Annotated in this window: 14 protein-coding genes; 12 read left to right on the top strand and 2 right to left on the bottom strand. The window is 62.3% G+C overall.

The genetic code is table 11. From position 1 onward, the window contains the following. Positions 1–218: 218 nt before the first annotated feature. The gene (locus tag F7D09_RS05555; RefSeq protein ID WP_152234424.1) at positions 219–458 is read right to left on the bottom strand and encodes a hypothetical protein; all 240 of its coding nucleotides are present in this window, start codon (positions 456–458) and stop codon (positions 219–221) included. A gap of 460 nt (positions 459–918) precedes the next feature. Here F7D09_RS05555 and F7D09_RS05550 point away from each other — a divergent pair, with 460 nt between their 5' ends. The 9 genes from F7D09_RS05550 to F7D09_RS05515 all read left to right on the top strand — a co-directional run bounded on the left by F7D09_RS05550 (position 919) and on the right by F7D09_RS05515 (position 13485). Further along, positions 919–2571 carry a hypothetical protein gene (locus F7D09_RS05550; RefSeq protein ID WP_152234423.1) on the top strand — a complete coding sequence of 551 codons (1653 nt, stop codon included), beginning with the start codon at positions 919–921 and terminating at the stop codon, positions 2569–2571. 130 nt (positions 2572–2701) lie between these two features. Then, positions 2702–2875: a hypothetical protein gene (locus F7D09_RS11130; protein WP_193312348.1), complete on the top strand. Its 174-nt coding sequence runs from the start codon at positions 2702–2704 to the stop codon at positions 2873–2875. Between the two features lie 23 nt (positions 2876–2898). Beyond that, on the top strand, positions 2899–3759 hold the full coding sequence (locus tag F7D09_RS05545; protein ID WP_152234422.1) for a hypothetical protein: 861 nt from the start codon (positions 2899–2901) through the stop codon (positions 3757–3759). Positions 3760–4189: 430 nt separating this feature from the next. Beyond that, positions 4190–5056 (top strand): aldo/keto reductase, encoded by an 867-nt coding sequence (locus F7D09_RS05540; protein WP_376862944.1) that lies wholly within the window; start codon positions 4190–4192, stop codon positions 5054–5056. After that, positions 5056–5847 carry an HNH endonuclease family protein gene (locus F7D09_RS05535; protein WP_152234420.1) on the top strand — a complete coding sequence of 264 codons (792 nt, stop codon included), beginning with the start codon at positions 5056–5058 and terminating at the stop codon, positions 5845–5847. The genes F7D09_RS05540 and F7D09_RS05535 overlap by 1 nt, the downstream gene beginning before the upstream one ends. A gap of 1005 nt (positions 5848–6852) precedes the next feature. Further along, the gene (locus F7D09_RS05530) at positions 6853–8178 is read left to right on the top strand and encodes an Nramp family divalent metal transporter (protein WP_152234419.1); all 1326 of its coding nucleotides are present in this window, start codon (positions 6853–6855) and stop codon (positions 8176–8178) included. Positions 8179–8745: 567 nt separating this feature from the next. Then, complete coding sequence (locus tag F7D09_RS05525; RefSeq protein ID WP_152234418.1) at positions 8746–10440, top strand: MDR family MFS transporter; 1695 nt, start codon at positions 8746–8748, stop codon at positions 10438–10440. 441 nt (positions 10441–10881) lie between these two features. Next, complete coding sequence (locus F7D09_RS05520) at positions 10882–11880, top strand: hypothetical protein (RefSeq protein WP_152234417.1); 999 nt, start codon at positions 10882–10884, stop codon at positions 11878–11880. 723 nt (positions 11881–12603) lie between these two features. Then, the gene (locus F7D09_RS05515) at positions 12604–13485 is read left to right on the top strand and encodes a hypothetical protein (RefSeq protein WP_152234416.1); all 882 of its coding nucleotides are present in this window, start codon (positions 12604–12606) and stop codon (positions 13483–13485) included. A 68-nt stretch (positions 13486–13553) separates the two neighbouring features. Here the strand turns inward: F7D09_RS05515 and F7D09_RS11125 are convergent, their stop codons facing one another. Beyond that, positions 13554–13709: a hypothetical protein gene (locus F7D09_RS11125; protein ID WP_193312347.1), complete on the bottom strand. Its 156-nt coding sequence runs from the start codon at positions 13707–13709 to the stop codon at positions 13554–13556. A gap of 1059 nt (positions 13710–14768) precedes the next feature. Here F7D09_RS11125 and F7D09_RS05510 point away from each other — a divergent pair. The 3 genes from F7D09_RS05510 (at position 14769) to F7D09_RS05505 (ending at position 17657) form a co-directional block, all read left to right on the top strand. Next, a complete protein-coding gene (locus F7D09_RS05510) occupies positions 14769–16748 on the top strand; it encodes a hypothetical protein (RefSeq protein WP_152234415.1) in 1980 nt (659 codons plus the stop codon). Positions 16749–16776: 28 nt separating this feature from the next. Continuing rightward, positions 16777–16953: a hypothetical protein gene (locus F7D09_RS11120; RefSeq protein ID WP_193312346.1), complete on the top strand. Its 177-nt coding sequence runs from the start codon at positions 16777–16779 to the stop codon at positions 16951–16953. Positions 16954–17150: 197 nt separating this feature from the next. After that, positions 17151–17657 carry a hypothetical protein gene (locus tag F7D09_RS05505; RefSeq protein ID WP_152234414.1) on the top strand — a complete coding sequence of 169 codons (507 nt, stop codon included), beginning with the start codon at positions 17151–17153 and terminating at the stop codon, positions 17655–17657. Positions 17658–17949: the final 292 nt, after the last annotated feature.

Raw genomic sequence — 17949 nt, 5'->3', positions numbered from 1 at the left:
TCCGGCGTGTCGCAAATTGTAAGCGTTAACAAAAAGTGAAGGAATGATGTTTTTTCAGTGGTTGAAACATTTTATTAGACGCTGTGTGGGTGCTTGTGTTTTGGTTTGGTGGTTCCGCTACATTCCACTTACGTAACGGAACACCCGTAATCCTTACCCATCGCACGGCCGCCTGCGTGGCCGGTTCCTTCGGTGCGGTCATGCATATCCGGTTGTCGCTAAGTAATGGGGTACGTAGTGGGATGTTCTGAAAAGTACAAGAGAAGGACAAGACTTATGCGTAACAAGGGATTGAGGGGCGCTGCGGCGGCCGTCATCGCGGTCATCGCGATGGTGGTCTCCACCGTGGCCGTCGCCCCCGCCAACGCCGCAGACAGCACGTGCATCGCGAGCGACCAGAAGTCGTTCGATGGGTGCATCGAAGGCGGCGACAGCAACATTGAGGTGTCCAGCACCATTAAGTTCAACACGGATGATGATCTCGCGGATTTGGGGATTGGCTCTGACACGAATCAGGGATACAAGGAGCCTGCGCATTACGCGTTGAAGCATTCCGTGACGATTAGGGGCATCGGTTCTTCCGCCATTCTTCGTAATGTGACGTTTGACGTGCCGTCGAATATCACGCTCACTTTGGGTGGCACCATCGTCGTTGATGATGTGAATCTTGCGGGTATCAGTCTGCTTAAATTGGTGGGCATCAATTTGGGTTCATTTACCCTCAAAAACTATGACGGCATATCGGAAGCCATCAAAGTGTCGGGAGGAACACTGAATCTTGAAGATACTGCTCACGTTGCTTCTGGCACGAATGGTGCTCAGAAACAGCAGCGGGCAATTGCAGTTACTTCCAATGGGTCCACGGTTAATCTCAATAGTTCTGGTGAATATAAGCGTTCTGTCCAGTCTGGAATTGATTTGCAGATTAATTTGGAGAGCATCCCCGTTGTTGGCATTTTGGTCAAAGGCCTCAATGCAATCCTTGGCGTTCTGAAAATTAATCGAAATGTTGATTACCCCACCGTCTGGGGCCGTGATGCTGCCGTCTACTCTGAGCCGGGAGTCAATAACGCCACCATCAACATCAGCAACGGCACCTACTCCAACCAGAAGGACAGCGCCGCGCTTGGAAAGACGTATCTGAACGGTGCCGTCTCGTCGTCCGCTACGGTGAACATCATCGGTACTGGAAACGTCAAAATCAGCAACACCAAGATTGGCAATGGCGTGGATTCCAAGCACAACGGCTCTAGCACGACCGGTACGCTGAACATCAACAATCCGTATGCCCAGCTTGACCCTGCGGTCGAAACCGATGAGGACGCCTACAAGGCAGCGACCGACAGCTGGGCGCTTGAGCTTCGTGGTGGCGCGAAGGTGAATCTTGTTGCCGGTCATATCAATGACACTCATTCGCAGCACGACACCAAGAAGATCATCGAATCCGAATCCACTGCCCGCATCAACATCCTGCCGACGGAGAAGGGCGAGGCGACCATCGCGAACCGCCAGTACTGGATCGACCAGACCAAGGCCGACAAGGCCGGCTTCAGTGCGACGGTGAACCCCGACGCCCACGTCTCCGGTTCGGCCGGCGTCGCCAACGACACCACTGAGAACGACTACCAGCTCTGGCACAGCGCCGCCACGAAGAAGGACGACACCCTCGCCCAGCTGCAGGAGCTCGTTGCCAAGGAGACCTCTGGTTCTGACCCGAAAGCCGCCCCGCTGAGCACCTCCACTTACACCAAGGGCACCATCAGCGCGTCCTACCCGGACGTCCTCGGTCAGGCCATCTACGGCCGTGAGGTCATCTCCAGCGGCAGCAAGATCGGCGCCGACACCATCTTCGACGCGGTCAACTCCGGCACCGCCGGCACCGTCGTCCTCTACGGCCAGCCGTGGACCGACGCGTACAACCCGACCGACGTCCCTACCCAGGGCGATGACCTGTTCGCCGGCTGGTACACCAGCCAGACCAAGTTCGGCGAGGAGGACGCCATCCAGGCCAAGCCGTACGAGAACGCCGCCGACTCCGTGAACAACCCGAAGCACCACAAGTGGGATCCCACCAAGGACGGCTTCAACGGCACGTACAACGACACGATCGTCGTGGACACCGCGAAGTACTCCGGCACCCTGTACGCGCACTTCGTGAGCAAGGACACGATGGCGGTGAAGAACTATCAGACCTCTGCCGCCACCAACGGCAAGAGCGATTACGTGAACGTGCGTCTCATCGCCGGCGTGGACAGCTACAACTTCTCCAACGCGTTGTTCACCGTCACGCTGGACGGCAAGCTGCTTGGCACCGCCAAGACGACCACCGCGTTCGACTACATCACGGCGAACGGCGCCAAGAAGACCGTCGAGAAGAGCCCCTACAAGGGTACTGACGGTTACGAGGCGGACATCAGCCAGGGTGATGCGCGTTACGTGACCACCGCGATCGTCAAGAACGTGAAGGTCGGCTCCAAGCTGGCCGTCACCCCGAAGTGGACGACGCTCGATGGAACGGTCGTGACCGGCGAGCAGGTCACGTTCACCGTGACGGCTGACGATGCCGACTGATTGGTGAATGGTTGGTTCCTGTCCGGGCAGAGGCGGATGGCCGATGCCCGGACAGGAACCACCGAAACCCGTAAAGCAAAACGAATTGTGTTGAAGACAACATCGACACGGCAGTAAGCAAAGAAGACTAATGATGATGAAGAAGCAGTATGAACAGCCGATGATGAGCGTTCGCTCTCTTGGCATCGTGGACGTGATTTGCGCTTCCAATATGACCGGTGGCACCAACGGCAGTGGCAACAACAACGGCGAGGGCGAGCTGGACGGCGAAAGCGCCAACACGTTCTCCCTCGGTCTGAACTGAGTGCGTGAAGGATCGACCGCAAGATGACCAACATGGGGTGGAACATGAACGACGAGCAGAATCTCAAGACCGTCAATGAGCAGCATGATGACGACATGACGCTGCAGTCCGCGGCCCAACCGGCTGGCGGCAGCCATGCCGCGAAGCCGCGTGCGGCGGCGGGCAACGGCCTGCTGGCCCGTCTGGACGCGCGGCACATCGTGATCGCAGCGTTCGCGGCGGCTCTGGTCGTGGCGCTGCTTGTCGCGGTCGGCGTGATGACGTTCGGCGGCGTCGCAAAGCAGGGCCCGAGCCGTGTGACGGCTTCGAGCTCGCAGTCGGCAGGTGAGGATTCCACCGGATCCTTCAGCTCCTCGGACAGCGAGTCTGACAGCAAGTCCGGCAGCGAATCCAGCAACAAGTCGCTCGACCCTTCGCAGGACGGCGAAGGCGTGCTGGACGTGGAAGCAGCGTTGAACGGTACTGATGACGCGCAGTCCGGCAGCTCCGCAACGGCGACCGCAACGTCCGGCACCACCGCAACGTCCGGCTCTTCGACTCAGTCGAGCACCACGCAGTCCGGCACGTCCCAGTCCGGCAGCAACTCCGGTCTGAACGCCGGCAGCTCGTCGAACGGCTCGTCCAGCAAGCCGAGCTCCAAGCCGTCCAACAAGCCGAACCACGGCTCGTCCAGCGGCTCCCATGGCAACGGCTCGTCGTCCACCAAGCCCGGCAATGGCGGCAGCAGCTCGAACGGCGGCTCCGCAACCAAGCCCGGCAGCGGATCCGGCAACGGCGGTAGCTCGGACAACGGCGGCAACGGCGGCTCCTCCGAGCCGGCCTACGACCCGACCCATCCCGATTCCGACTCCATGAACTTCGGTCCGATCCACACCCTCGGCTGAGTCCGCAGTCCGCAACCCGCGGTCCGCAGCGCATTTCCAAGCGCCCCCCAGCGCCGACGTGCCACCCGCACGCCGGCGCTCCTTTATATATGCATGTTGTACCTCGAACAGTTAGATGCATGACCGACCGTACTCGTACGTACCGCTACGAGTACGGTCCGTCATGGAATATCAACGGACCGTACTCAACCACGCCGCTACGAGTACGGTCGGTTATGAGGTGGAGCCGCTGCACGGCTTCCATCGTCGCCCGTCACCCGCCGCTGTCCACCGCCACCCGCATCCCGTGCGGCTGTGCCCGGTATGACGTATAGTTTCGTAAGGATAGGATTGGCTTCGTGGTTCCACTGCACCCCGCGCGGCGGGGACAGGGAGCGACCGTGTCGAGCCGTTGAAAAGACAAGGAGTCATAGTGCTGGGAACCAGCGATCTGGCTGTTGCTGCAGCCGCTGCAAGCGTACCGCATATCAAGCTCAATGATGACGACGAGATCCCGCAGATCGGCTTGGGGCTGCTGCGCATCAAGGATGAGGACGTCGCACCCGTCGTCGAGACCGCACTGCACCTCGGCTACCGTCACATCGACGGCGCGGCGGGCTACAACAACGAAGGCGGCGTGGGCAACGCGCTCGCCGCGACCGGCTACAACCGCGGCCGCAAGCGCGAGAAGCTGTGGGTGACCACCAAGCTGCGCGACTCCGAGCAGGGCTACGACAGCGCGCTCGCCGCGTTCGACCGTCAGCTGAGCCTGCTGCGCGTCGAATACGTCGACATGTACATGATCCACTGGCCCACGCCGTTCGACTGGCGCGCCGGCGAAACGTGGAAGGCGTTCGCCAAGCTGCGCGAGGAGGGTCGCGTGCGCACGCTCGGCGTGTGCAACTTCCTGCCCGAGCATCTTGAGCGCCTGCACAAGGAGACCGGCGAATGGCCGGCCGTCAACCAGATCGAGCTGCACCCCACGTGGCAGCAGCGCGACGTGGTCGCCTTCTGCAAGGAGCACGGCATCGCCGTCGAAGCGTACTCGCCGATGGCCCGCGGCGCCGACCTCAACGCCGGCAACGGCACGATCGCCGAAATCGCCAAGGCGCACAACGTCTCCCCGGCGCAGGTGATCCTGCGTTGGCACATCGAGAACGGCACCATCATCATCCCCAAGTCCGTGCACGAGGAACGCCAGCGTCAGAACCTCGACGTGTTCGGCTTCGCGCTCACGCTCGACGAGCACGCGGCCATCGACGCGCTCGACGGTCCGAAGCGCGCCGGACACGATCCGCTCACCTTCTCGTACGCCTGATGCCGAAACGACGCTATCGTGGACGCGGCGGCCGCGGCCGGGGTTACGGCTACGGCCGCCGCACGCACTTCCGCAAGCGGCGGTTCCGTGGCGACTCGCCGCTGGAACGGTTCCTGATTCTGCTGCTCGCCGCCGCGGTGGTGGGCGTCACCATCGGCCTGTTTCTGCCGAAAGTCAGTCCGACAGTCGGCGAAATCACCGGCGAGTACGCGGCCAGCGGCCCTGCCGCCGACGCGTTGAACAAACTGACCGTCGACGACCATCCCAGCAAGGCCGGCTACGACCGTGACGCGTTCGGCTACCGTGAGACCGATACGGACGGCAACGGCTGCGACGTGCGCGAGGACGTGCTCGCCCGAGACCTGACCGACGTCACGTTCGACTCGCGCAAACGTTGCCAGGTCGACGCCGGCGTTCTCGACGACCCGTACACCGGCAAGACGATCCGGTTCACGCGCGGCCGCAGCACGAGCGCCGCCGTGCAGATCGATCATGTGGTCGCGCTGGAGAACGCATGGCAGTCCGGCGCGCGCGACTGGACCACGGCGAAACGTTACCGGTTCGGCAATGACATGATGAACCTGCTCGCCGTCGACGGTCCGGCCAACCAGGAGAAGGGTTCGGCTTCGGCCGCGTACTGGCTGCCGACGAACTCGGCGTACCGGTGCGACTATGTTGCCCGGCAGGTCGGCGTCAAGACCAAGTACCAGCTGACCGTCACCACGGCCGAGCGACGCGCCATGCTTTCCGTGCTGCGATCCTGCCCGGCGCAGCAGCTCCCGCAAAGCTAAACCGGACCGCTCCCGCCGCTCCCGCCGCTCCCGCCGCTCCCGCTGGCGGGAGCTGAGATGCGGAGAGGATATCGCTTGTCCGCTCCCGCTGGCGGGAGCTGTCGAGCGTAGCGAGACTGAGACATTGCCGGTCGGCCCGGCGTCTCGGCCCCCTCGGCGGAGGGGGCTGTCGCGGCTGTAAGCCGTGACTGGGGGAGCGCCACCCGCTACAGCATAGGACCCGGCTCCGGCTGCGAAAAAACAATCCCCCGGTGATGTACCGGCGCGTGAGGACGGCAACCGTATCCCGCAAGTGCAAATCCGCCCGTTTTGCGCGTTCGGGACGTCCCGTAACGACAGAATCGACGTTGTTGCGCATTCGGGACCATACGCATGCCTCCGCACTGCCGATCCTGCCTTCCGTCAATATCGGCGCTATGCTCAAAAGCGTCATTTTCCAACGATTTCACGGAAATACCGTTGTCGTGCTTCTGTACGGCACATGTCCCGTAAGTGCAAATCCGCCCGTTCTGCACGTTCGGGACGTCCCATAACAGCAGAAACGCCGTTTTTGTCGTTTCGGGACGTCCCGAAACGACAAAAACGGCGATTTCGTGCGTTCGGGACACAGGGGAGGCTGGTCATTGGGCATCCAGACGATGCCGGACTGCGTCGTTGTGCCTGCCCGATTGCCACAACTCGACAAAATCAGCGTTTCGGACGACTTGTGGCAATCGGAATCGCCCGGACCAGCCGGATTCGGCCTGGTTTGTTGCCGCAACTCGTCCAAACGGGCGCTTTTGACGACTTGTGTCACGCCGGATTGCCACAACTCGCTCGAGACGCCGATTTTGTCGAGTTGTGGCAACACACGGAGGTCGGCCATCGAACCGCACACCCTGCCGCACCCACGGTCTGCGGCACATTTCCCTCGCCGTACATCATCCGTCTGCTTGACCGTCGAGCATCCGTAACATGCCGGGACTATACCATTCCACGGAACGAAAGGGGCCGCAACACAGCATCATGAGTAACGATCAGCAGACACACAACGAGCCAGCCGCAAGTCAGACAGGAGCAGCCGCAGCCAACCCGGCCGCGCACGTCGCCGCAGCCCAACAGCAGCCGCACCACCACGAACACCATGGTCACGCCCTCGCCGGCATCCTCGGCCCCGCGTTCGTCGCCGCGGTCGCTTACGTCGACCCCGGCAACGTGGCCGCGAACATCACGTCGGGCGCGCGCTACGGCTACCTGCTCGTGTGGGTGCTGGTGCTGGCGAACGCGATGAGCGTGCTGATCCAGTACCAGTCCGCGAAACTCGGCATCGTGACCGGCAAGAGTCTGCCGGAGTTGCTCGGCGAGCGCATGAGCGATGCCGGACGGTTCATGTTCTTCATGCAGGCGGAGGTCATCGCCATCGCCACGGATCTGGCTGAGGTGATCGGCGGCGCCATCGCGCTCAACCTGCTGTTCGGCTTGCCGCTGTTCGTCGGCGGCTTGGTGATCGGCGCGATCTCCACCGTACTGCTGTGGTTCCAGGGTGGACGCACGCACCGGCTGTTCGAGAAGATCGTCATCGCGTTGCTGCTGGTCATCACGTTCGGTTTCATTTTCGGCCTGTTCATTGCGCCGCCGAACCCGCTCGCCGTGCTCGGCGGTCTCGTGCCGCGTTTCGGTGGCTCCGACTCGGTGCTCATGGCCACGTCCATGCTGGGCGCGACCGTCATGCCGCACGCGATCTACCTGCATTCCACGCTTGTCAATGACCATTACGGCCCCGGCGAGAAGAAGCCGACGGTGCCGCAGCTGCTGCACGGCTCCAAGATCGACGTGGCGTGGGCTCTGCTGCTGGCCGGTTCGGTCAACGTGTGCCTGCTGATCATCGCCGCGAACTCGCTGTACGGCATGACCGGCACCGACACGATCGAAGGCGCGCAACGTGCGATCGTCTCGGTGCTTGGACCGGTGGTCGGCACGATTTTCTCGATCGGCCTGCTCGCCTCGTCGCTGAGTTCGACGTCGGTCGGCACGTACGCCGGCTCGGAGATCATGCACGGTCTGCTGCGCATCAAGGCGCCGATGTGGGCGTGCCGTATCGTGACGCTGGTGCCGGCGCTCATCGTGCTGTGGTTCGCGCCGAACCCGACCATGGCGCTGGTCATCGGCCAGGTGATCCTGTCGATCGGCATCCCGTTTGCGATTATCCCGCTGCTGCGTTACACGCACGACCGCACGCTCATGGGCCGGTATGCAGATGGCACGGTCAAGCATGTGATCTTCATCGCCGTCGCCGCACTGATCGTCGCGCTCAACGTGCTGCTCATCGCGCTCACGATTCTCGGCAAGTAGTGCGGTCGGCCGGTCGACCGCCGCACCTGGACTGTCGCTGCTCTTGGCCCCTTCGGTGGAGGGGGCTGTCGGCGGAGCCGACTGGGGGAGCGTTCCCGGTCTGTGATTCTCAACGAACCGTACTCGTAGGGCGCCTTGGAGTACGGTTCGTTGATAATTCTCAACCGACCGTACTCGTCCTGCTGCCGCCTCGGACTGTCGCTGCTCTTGGCCCCCTCGGTGGAGGGGGCTGTCGGCGGAGCCGACTGGGGGAGCGTTCCCGGTCTGTGATTCTCAACCAACCGTGCTCGTAGGGCGCATTGGAGTACGTTCGGTTGATAAATCCGAACGTACCGTACTCGTAGGGTCCCTTGGAGTACGGTTCGTTGTCAATTCTCAACCGACCGTACTCAGGGACCTTCTTTCGAGTACGGTCGGTCAATGCGCGCCCCACCCTCACCCCCGCACCACCTCACCCTCACCCAAACTTGCCCATGCCCCGGCGTAGACTGTTGGGGTCAAAAACGGCTTCCCGCGGTATCGGCCGCGTCTGTGCCGCGATCAGCGAACGATGTCAAAGGAACAGGCATGACGAAGAAGGGGAGCCCCATCACGACGAACACCGGCGACGTGAACGATAACGACACGTCTGCATCCGCCGCCCGCCGCCCGCGCGCCGCCGTCCGCACCAAAGCCCTCGCCCAGGCCCTTACCGGCAGCGAAAGCTACGTGAACGGCAAACTCACGCGCACGGCGCTCGCCTCGCTCGCCATCCTCACGTTCATCACGTTCGTCGGCAACTTCACCCAGCTGCAGCTGAGCGCCGCGCTGCCGACCATCGTCTCGGAATTCGGCATCTCTGTGACCACCGGCCAGTGGCTCACGTCGATCTTTCAGCTGGTCATGGGCGTGATGGTACCGCTCACGGCGTTTCTGACGCGCCGCTTCACCACGCGGCAGATCGTCATCGTCTCGATGTCCGTGTTCACTGTCGGCTCGCTGCTCGCGTGGATGGGCCCCACGTTCCTCGTGGTGCTCGCCGGCCGTCTGCTCGAGGCGATCGGCACCGGCGTGATGTGGCCGGTGCTGCAGATCACCGTGTTCTCGATTTATCCGCTGTCGCGCCGCGGCATGGCGATGGGCACGGTCGGCATGGCGATGAGCGTCGCCCCCGCGCTCGGCCCCACGTTCGGCGGCATGCAGACCGACGCGTTCGGCTGGCGTTCGATTTTCTTCACGCTCACGATGATCGGCGTGTTCTGCCTTGCGCTCGCCGTGTTCGGCCTGCACAACTTCGGTGAGATCGACCGTCTGGCGAAGGCGGACTTTTTCTCGGTCGTGCTGTCGGTGATCGGTTTCGGCGGACTGATGTTCGGTTTCACGAACATCGAGTCGTATCCGTTCTCGCATCCGATGGTGTGGGGCGCGGTATTGGTCGGCGTGTGCGGCATCGTCTGGTTTGTGGTGCGTCAGGTGCGTCGTGCGCGTGCGTACGCGGAGGCTGCCGGCGGCACAGCGACATCCGGCGCGACGTCCGGCAGCGGCAAGCCGGCCGAACCGCCGCTGCTCAACCTTGGCGTGCTGCGCAACCGCAGCTTCACCATCGGCACGATCTGCGCGGCGCTCAGCTTCTTCGCGTTCAGCTCGATCATGGTGATCATGCCGTTGTACATCCAGAACGACCGCGGTTTTTCGGCGACGATTAGCGGCCTGGTGATGATGCCGGGCGCGTTCGGCATGTGCATCTCGCAGTTTTTCGGCGGCAAGCTGCTGGACCGGCTGGGCGCGCGGCCTGTGGCGCTCACCGGCACGCTGGTGCTGCTGTTCGGCACGGTCATGATGAGTCTGATCGACCTGCATACGTGGATCTGGTGGGTGTCGATCTGGCAGTTCGTGCGGCAGATCGGCATGGGATTCATCATCATGCCGATCACCACGTGGTCGCTCAACTGTCTCGAGCCGAGCGAAGTGTCGGCAGGTTCGGCGGTGACGAACACCGTGCGGCAGATCGCCGGCGCGATTGGTGCCCCGGTGCTGGTGATTCTTATGGAAACGCTGACGCAGCTGCATGGCGGCGACCGGATCGCCGCGTCGATCTTCGGCACGCAGTGGACGCTGCGTGTGAGCGCGTTCATCGTGTTCATTCAGGTGCTCATCGTGCTGTTCGGCGTCAAGGGGGAGGGCGCCGGCTCGTCGCACGACGTGGCGCAACGCGCCATCGCCCGCATGCGCGCCGAACGTGAGCGCGTCCACGCCGGGCATCCCGCACGCCGCCCGCGCTAGGTCATTGTTCCCAACCGACCGTACTCGTACATGGTTGTCCGGGTACGTTCGGTTCAGGATTTCTAACCGACCGTACTCGAGTGTGCGGTTTCGAGTACGTTCCGTCGATATTCTCTGACCGACCGTACTCGTGGATCGGCCGAACATGAGCTCGGGTGGTGTCCTCGGCCCCCTCGGTGGAGGGGGCTGTCTGAGCGTAGCGAAGACTGGGGGAGCGTCCCCGCGACGGCAATCCGTCCTCGCAACCGACCGTACTCGTGCGGCGAGCCGAGTACGGTCCGTCATGAAATCCTAACGCACCGTACCCGAACAGGCGGTTTCGGGTACGTTCGGTTCAGTATTTCTGACCGACCGTACTCGAGTGTGCGGTTTCGGGTACGTTCCGTCGCGTAGCCGCCGCGACCAGCCGCGCTCGCCGGTGGCCGGGATTATGATGGCAGAATGACTGACTTCCGCATGCGCGTGGCCGACCTGACCGTCGCCGTCCGCTCGATGTACGACCGCGTCGCCCGGCAGTGCGCCGACTATCTGCTGCCGTCGTCCGGCTTCGAGAGCGACCGTCTGACCGCCGACATCGTCGTCGAGACCACGCAGCCGGACATCGACCGCGAACGCGACTCGGAAGACACGCGCACGTGGCGTGACGACTATCTCGAAACGCTCGCGGTCTACCGACAGATCGCCGACGCCGCCCCCGCGCTCAACCGGCTGCTGTTCCACGGTGCGACCATCGAGTACGGCGGCCGTGCGTACGTGTTCACCGCGCCGAGCGGCACCGGCAAAACCACGCACATCCGACAGTGGCGTCGCGTTCTGGGGGAGCGCGTCGACATCATCAACGGCGACAAGCCGCTGTTTCGCGTCGACCGCGACGGCGAGCCGCTGGCCGAGGGGCTGGCCGGACGTGTGATCGCTTACGGTACGCCGTGGTGCGGCAAGGAGGGCTGGCAGCGCAACACGAGTGCGCCGATCGCCGGCATCTGCGTGGTCACCCGCGCGGCGGGCGGCACGACTGTGGAGGACGAGTCCGCGGAAGTCGCGGCCAGGGCGGCCTCGTCTGCGCCCGACGCGGCTGTGGAAGGCACAGCTGTGGACGGTGCGGTTGCGGGTAATGCGACTGCGGACGGTACGGCGTCGTCCGGTCCGACCGCGGCGTCGGCCGCCGTGCGTGAGCAATCCGACGTCGCGCGGCCGGGCACCGTTGTGTTCTACGATGACGCCGGCATCGCGAACACGTGCGTGCGGCTCGACCCCGCCGAGGCGTTGCCGTTCATCCTGCGGCAGACGTATCAGCCGTCGTCGCCGCTCGCCGTCGCCGACATGCTCGGCCTGCTTGATGCGCTGTTCGCTGCGGTTCCGGTGTATCGGCTCGCCTGCACGATCAGCGATGCCGCGGTTCGCGCGAGTTTTACCGCGATGGTCGGTGAAGAGCTGGAGTGACCTGCCGCGTCGCCGGTCGTGACTCGAGCGGCGTGACGGATTTGCCGGCGGTTCGGATGGCGTGAGCCGCGTCGCCGGTGGTTCGGGTGGTGCGGCGGATTCGGCGGCGGCGCAACGTTGGCGATTGCCGCCGCCGTCACAGCGTGCGTTCGCCCGCTGTGACATGGCGGTCGCAGGATGGGGTGGGGATTTCTGTCGTAATGACTGGTGTGCTGACCGTGCGGTATGCGGGTATCCGGAGCATGGCCGGTTGGGGATATTGAATGAGTTGCGCTTGGAGTTGGGTTTGTGGGTACGTTCGGCTAGGTTTTCTGAACCGACCGTACTCAAACCCGCCTTTGCGAGTACGTTCGGTTGGATAGTGACAACCGACCGTACTCGGGGCATCCGGACATGGGAACTCGGATGCCGGAATCGTTGTGCTTGCGGATCGCACGTGGGATGTGAGCCTGAAATCTGCGTTGTTGGGCTCGCGTCCCATTTGTATCTGGGACGGGAGTGCGTGTGAGCGGTTACGCGTGCTTGTGTCCCATGGTTTTGTGGGATACGGGACTGTGTGACCGGTTGCAAGACCTCCCGTCCCAAATCCCAATGGGACGCGGCGTCGAAATCTGCGTTGTTGCGCTCGCGTCCCACCTCGCGACCCTGCCGCCAGCTCCTCCCCAGCTCCTCCGCGGCTCCTTATATACTGGGTTAGTTGTGATGAAGAGCGGAAGGAACGCCATGCAAGGACTGCACGACGGTGAGCGCGACGGAGCGTTCGGCGCCAACGATAACGGCAATGACCATATCGATGCCGATCTGTTCACTACCGATTTCAGTACTGACTTGTCTGCGGCCGATGACCGTGGCAACGCGACGGGCCGCGACAATCCTCTGGCCAGGCATGAAGATGCGCAGAACGCGACCTCGGGAGTCGGAACCACCCGTGCCGCCGCCCCCGCCGCCCATGCGGACGAGTCCGGCGAAACCCGCGACGGCCACCGCGCCATCATCATCGTCGCGGCCGCCGCGGTCGCGATTCTTGCGCTGATCATCGCGCTGGTGGTCGCGTTCGGCTCTGCAGGCCGCGGTTCGGCGGGCGACGGCTCGGGTGACAACGGCTCCGGCACGTCGCAGCAGAACACGTCCGGTGATTCCGGGAACAGTTCGGATTCCAGCCAATCCGGCGATTCCACTGACAAGTCCGGCACAAGCGATTCCAACAAGTCCAACACGTCCGACTCTTCGAACGGCAACTCGTCCGGTTCGACCGGCGACAGTGACGGTTCCTCCACGGGCGACAACAGCGTCGACGCCGGCGAGCTGTTCGGCGATGCAGATTCGGGTTCGGCATCCGGCACGGCCTCGAACAGCTCCAGCGTGTCCGGCTCAACGTCGGGCAACGCCGGCACCGGCAGCCACAGCGGCTCGACCTCGCACGGTACTTCGCACGGCAACAGCGGATCCGGCGGTTCCGGGGCGAACAAGCCGGGCAGCGGTTCCGGTAACGGTTCGCAGGGTAACGGCGGCAACGGTTCCGCGGATAACGATTCCGACAAGCCGAACAGCGGCTCCGGCATCATCACCGAGTCCGACGGCTCACGCTGGACCGGTTACTACTGACAGGCCGGCGACTGCGCAGGTGAGCGGCCACGCCTGTGTGCCGTCGCGCGCGGGCGTGGCCGTCCCGGTTACTTCCGGGTCTTCCAGTCGACGGCGATGCCGTAGATCACGGTTGCGGCGAGGAGCGTGCTCACCCACAGCCGGTCGGCGTATGGTGCGAACACGATCATCGCGATGATCGTGGGATTATGCCCGGGTTGACCGGGGTCCACTTTGGATGCCATTATGGCTCCTTTTATTGAAATGGCGTCCGGGCCGGTTGACCCGGCCGACCGCTTGCTCGGATGACGGTCCCGGTTCAGAGGACTCGACTTCGTCGCGTGTGCGGTGCAAGCCATGCTACAGGAGCGGCGGCTTGTGCGCCGTGGGCGGAAATCTTCATGATGCTGTACCCTTGATGGTGCTGGTGTGGAATCGGTTCACTTCGGGGTCTTTTTGGGCGGCCGCTTGAAAGCTTTTGCCTCGTTGGGTTCCATGTCGGTGTTAAGGGCGTGTCACTTCGTCCTATATGAAATGGGTGTGGGGTGTCGGTCTCGACCGACACCCCACATTGTATTTTGTAAGGTATGCTGCGCGTCCTCGTCGTCTGTTCGCCTCGGGTTTGCATGCCGCGGGATTTCGGTGGGTTGACAGTTTGTGCTATGAATCGCCGTGATGCTGTACTCTTGATGGTGCTGGTGTGGAATCGGTTCCAACTTCGGGGTCTTTTTTGGCGGCCGCTTGAAAGCTTTTGCCCCGTTGGGTTCCATGTCGGCATGTGGAGGCCCGGTGGGTTTCTTCCCGTACGAGCATGTGGGGTGTCGGTTTCGGCCGGCACCCCACATTTACGCTTTGTATTCAGGATTTCCGTTACACAGCTATCTGTCTGTCTGTTGCTCTGCACTCATCCTTCCGTTGCGCACCCTCGACCTCCCGTCACCTGGGCCGCCTGTCCCGCGTGACGAAGGGGAGGCTGCGGCACGTGCAGCGTGGTCATGCCACAAACCAGTGGTGTTCACATTCGAAAACAAAGACGTTCGTATAGTGGTACAGCAGATTGCGCCCGTTTGATGATTATTTGCCGTAATACAGCGCTTCCTCGACTGTTGAATAAAACGATTTATCACAGTAGTCACCTGTCGTTTACCTTTACGGACCATAACTAGTCAATTGAGAGTACGGTGTACTGCGTATCCGAAAAAGAGCATCGATGCCCACCGTGCGGGTCGCGCCACAAGCGACGTCTCCGTCCGGCGGGCATCGTGCGTTTCAAGGAAAGAAGAAACATGCAGGGGACTAAGAACATGAAGAAGGGTCTGGCCGCGCTCCTCGGCCTGGCCATGATGGGCACGATCGGCGCCGGCGTCACCTCCGTGGCGAACGCGGCCGATTTGCCTGTATGCCAAGTGAACAACACCCAGTGGATTGGTAGCAACGCCGACACCAACCTGAAGAAATGCCTGTCGGACTATGCTGCTGGAAAGACCAATGCCATTGATCTTGTTGCGGATGTCGATTTTGGCGGATTCACTTATGATTCCTACAGCATTGCTAACGGGCCTCTGACCATTAACGGAAATGGCCACACAATCAGCCACATCCATTTTGTGGTCACCAAGGGTGCGTCGCTTACATTGTCCAATGTCACCATCAATGACAACGCGAACGGCGAAGATTGGGGCAAAGCCCAGATTCCGGTGTTCGTCGGTGGCGACGATGCGGATCACAAGAGCTCGTTCACTCTCACCGGCGGCGCTTCACTGAACTCGAATCAGGGAACAGACTGTGCTTTCGGCATCGTCGTGGGCAACTATGCGAACGTGACCATCGACAGCAATGGCACCGGTGCTGACAAGGGTAAGACCATCTACGGATCCGATGCCGCCATCGTCACCAAGAACAACAGCGACAAGCACATCGGCAATGGCCAATCGCAGTGCAACGTGCCTCAGGCAGAGCAGGTTACCGGCTCGACCATAACCATCAACAACGGTAATGTCGAAGCCGAGAACTCCGATTCGCTGGATAACTCGTACGCGGTGAACTCATGGGGTGCCGATGTGAAGGTCAAGGGCGGCACTATGCCCGAGGCCTATGTCAGGGGAGCCTCTTACGTTCAGAACGGCGGCATCCTCAGCTATGGCGTAGACAACTCAGATATCGATACAACAAAGTACCCGCTGACCTTGGAGAACGCTCAAGCGTACATTTCCGGCGGCACACTGGTCAACAACCCTGCGGCAAATGGAAATGCCCCCATCAAGACCGTTGGCCAGTCGACCGTCAATGTGCTTCCCGGCAAGAACGGCATCGTCCTTGGCAGCAAGACGTTCACCGCTGACGGCGGTTTCGCTACCCCGGTGCAGGACGAGCATGGCGCTGGTTTCAGCTCCAAGTATTTCGCAGAAGGATCGCCGATTGATTTCAATCCTACGGCGAACCCATACACGAATGTCAAGCTGTACGCTGTGCCTGCTCAGACTGGGGAGGACACGAGCACCTCGTTTGACGCAGAGAGCCTGGCCACGCGCAGTGGGGCCGAGGAATTGGCGGAGAACGATTTCAACGGTGACGTTGCCTACGGTGCGTACAGCCCGATTCACGCGGCTCAGTATGTGTACGCTCGCTGGGCGGCTTCCGCGCAGAGCTACATCGCCGGTGACAGCAACACCGTCTACCTGTACGGTGATCCGCTGTATGTGGCGTCCTACACGTACTACGACGGCACCAAGCAGAACCCGACCGAAGACAGCAGCTTCCCGAAGGCTACCAACGCAGGCCTGTTCGCCGGCTGGTATTCGGACAATACGCTGAAGACCTCGATCAGCAAGTTCCCGTCTTCTCCGAAGTATCCGTTTGGTTATTTTGTGGGTGAGAAGACGCAGAATGTGTTGGTGCAGCGTTCGGCGAGCATGAAGGGGAAGTTCTACATTCGTGTGCTGTCCTCGTTGCCGAACCTGCATTTTGGCGGCGCGTCGTTTGAGGTGTCGTTCTTCAGGCAGGACGGCACCCAGGATGGCCGTACTCTGACGCTGAACGCGTCCGCGTACAGCCGGGCCGATGTCAAGGGGCGCGACAACGGGCTGTTCGGGGTGAAGGATTCCGGTTTCGACATGGGTGACGGCCAGTACTGGGCCGTGGCCTTCGTGTCCAACATCCCGGATTCGTTCGCGTCCGACACGGTGAAGGTCACGCCGTCCTGGAAGACGAACGACGGCACCGATGTGTCTCGTGGCGCGTTGAGCGGCGTTCTGGCCGTTCCGGATGCCGCGAAGCAGCTGTGAGAGTCCGGTTTTCGTAAGGAGGAACATTATGGAGCGTTATGTTGGGCCTGAGTTGAGGGTCGTGCGCCTGTTCAACGATGATATCGTCACCGATATGGGTGACGGCGGTGATTCGAAGCTGCCGAAGTCGATGCCGGAGGGGCCGTCCCCGGTCGACGGTGTGTCCGTCGTGCCGGGTGACGCGACGCTGCCGGCGACCAGGTGATCCGGCGTCGCGGCTGAAGGCTGGCGTGGTGGTTCGGCGGCTGGTGCCGTCGGGTGGCCCGCGCCGGTGCTGAGGGAGGGGCGGTTCCCGTGCAAACACAGGAACCGCCCCACACCCATGCTTGGCGGTATTGCCGCAACACTGCCGCCAAGCGCAATCAATACCTTTATAAATACGTAATGGATGGAGTTCGCATCATGCGAAACACAGAAGACGACCAGACGGAGACCAAGGAGACCGCCACGAAACAGGCGCATGGATTCGCCGCGCTGCTGGCCGACAAGCGCAAGCGCGTAGAACTGATCGCCGCAGCGGTGGCCGTCGTGCTCGCCGCGGCGCTGACCATCGCCGGTGTGTCCGGAGCGTTCAACAAGCAGTCGCAGTCGCCGGCGGTCCGTCCGGTGCCGAGCGAGATGGCGAACGGCAACTCCTCGAGCGACAGCAAGAGCGGCTCGTCCACCAAGGGCACGGGAGAATCGGCGAAGTCCGGCAACACGTCCGATAGCAAGGCCGACGATCCGTTCAGCAAGGTCGGTGACGAGGCGCCGAGTGCGCCGACGACGGACGGGTCGACCGTGGACTTCTCGACGGGCAAGCCGGTCACGTCTGATAAGTCGGGGGATAAGTCGGGCAGTGAGTCCGATGGCCAGTCCAGTTCGACCGACAGCGGTAGCACGCTGAGCCCGGCGGTGCCGCTGCACTGAGCCCGCTGAAGCGGGTGGCGCTCCCCCAGTCAGCCTACGGCTGACAGCCCCCTCCACCCCGAGGGGGCCAAGGGAAGCGGGCGGCATTCTGCGATTATGGACGGCCTTCGGCGGCGGGTGGCGCTCCCCCAGTCACGGCCTGCGGCCGTGCCAGCCCCCCTCCACTGAACTGCGCCCCAAAAGTTGGACGTGGTTTATTAAAGGGTACCAGACCGGGCTGTGGGGAACGTGTCCCGGAATTCCTCCGGGGTCAGTCCCCCCAGCCGTTCCTGGCGTCGTTTGGTGTTCCAGT

This window comes from Bifidobacterium leontopitheci, from assembly GCF_009193355.1.
Lineage (GTDB): Bacteria > Actinomycetota > Actinomycetes > Actinomycetales > Bifidobacteriaceae > Bifidobacterium > Bifidobacterium leontopitheci.
Note: the sequence above shows the minus strand (reverse complement) of the source record. Positions and strands in the feature narration are given on the sequence as shown.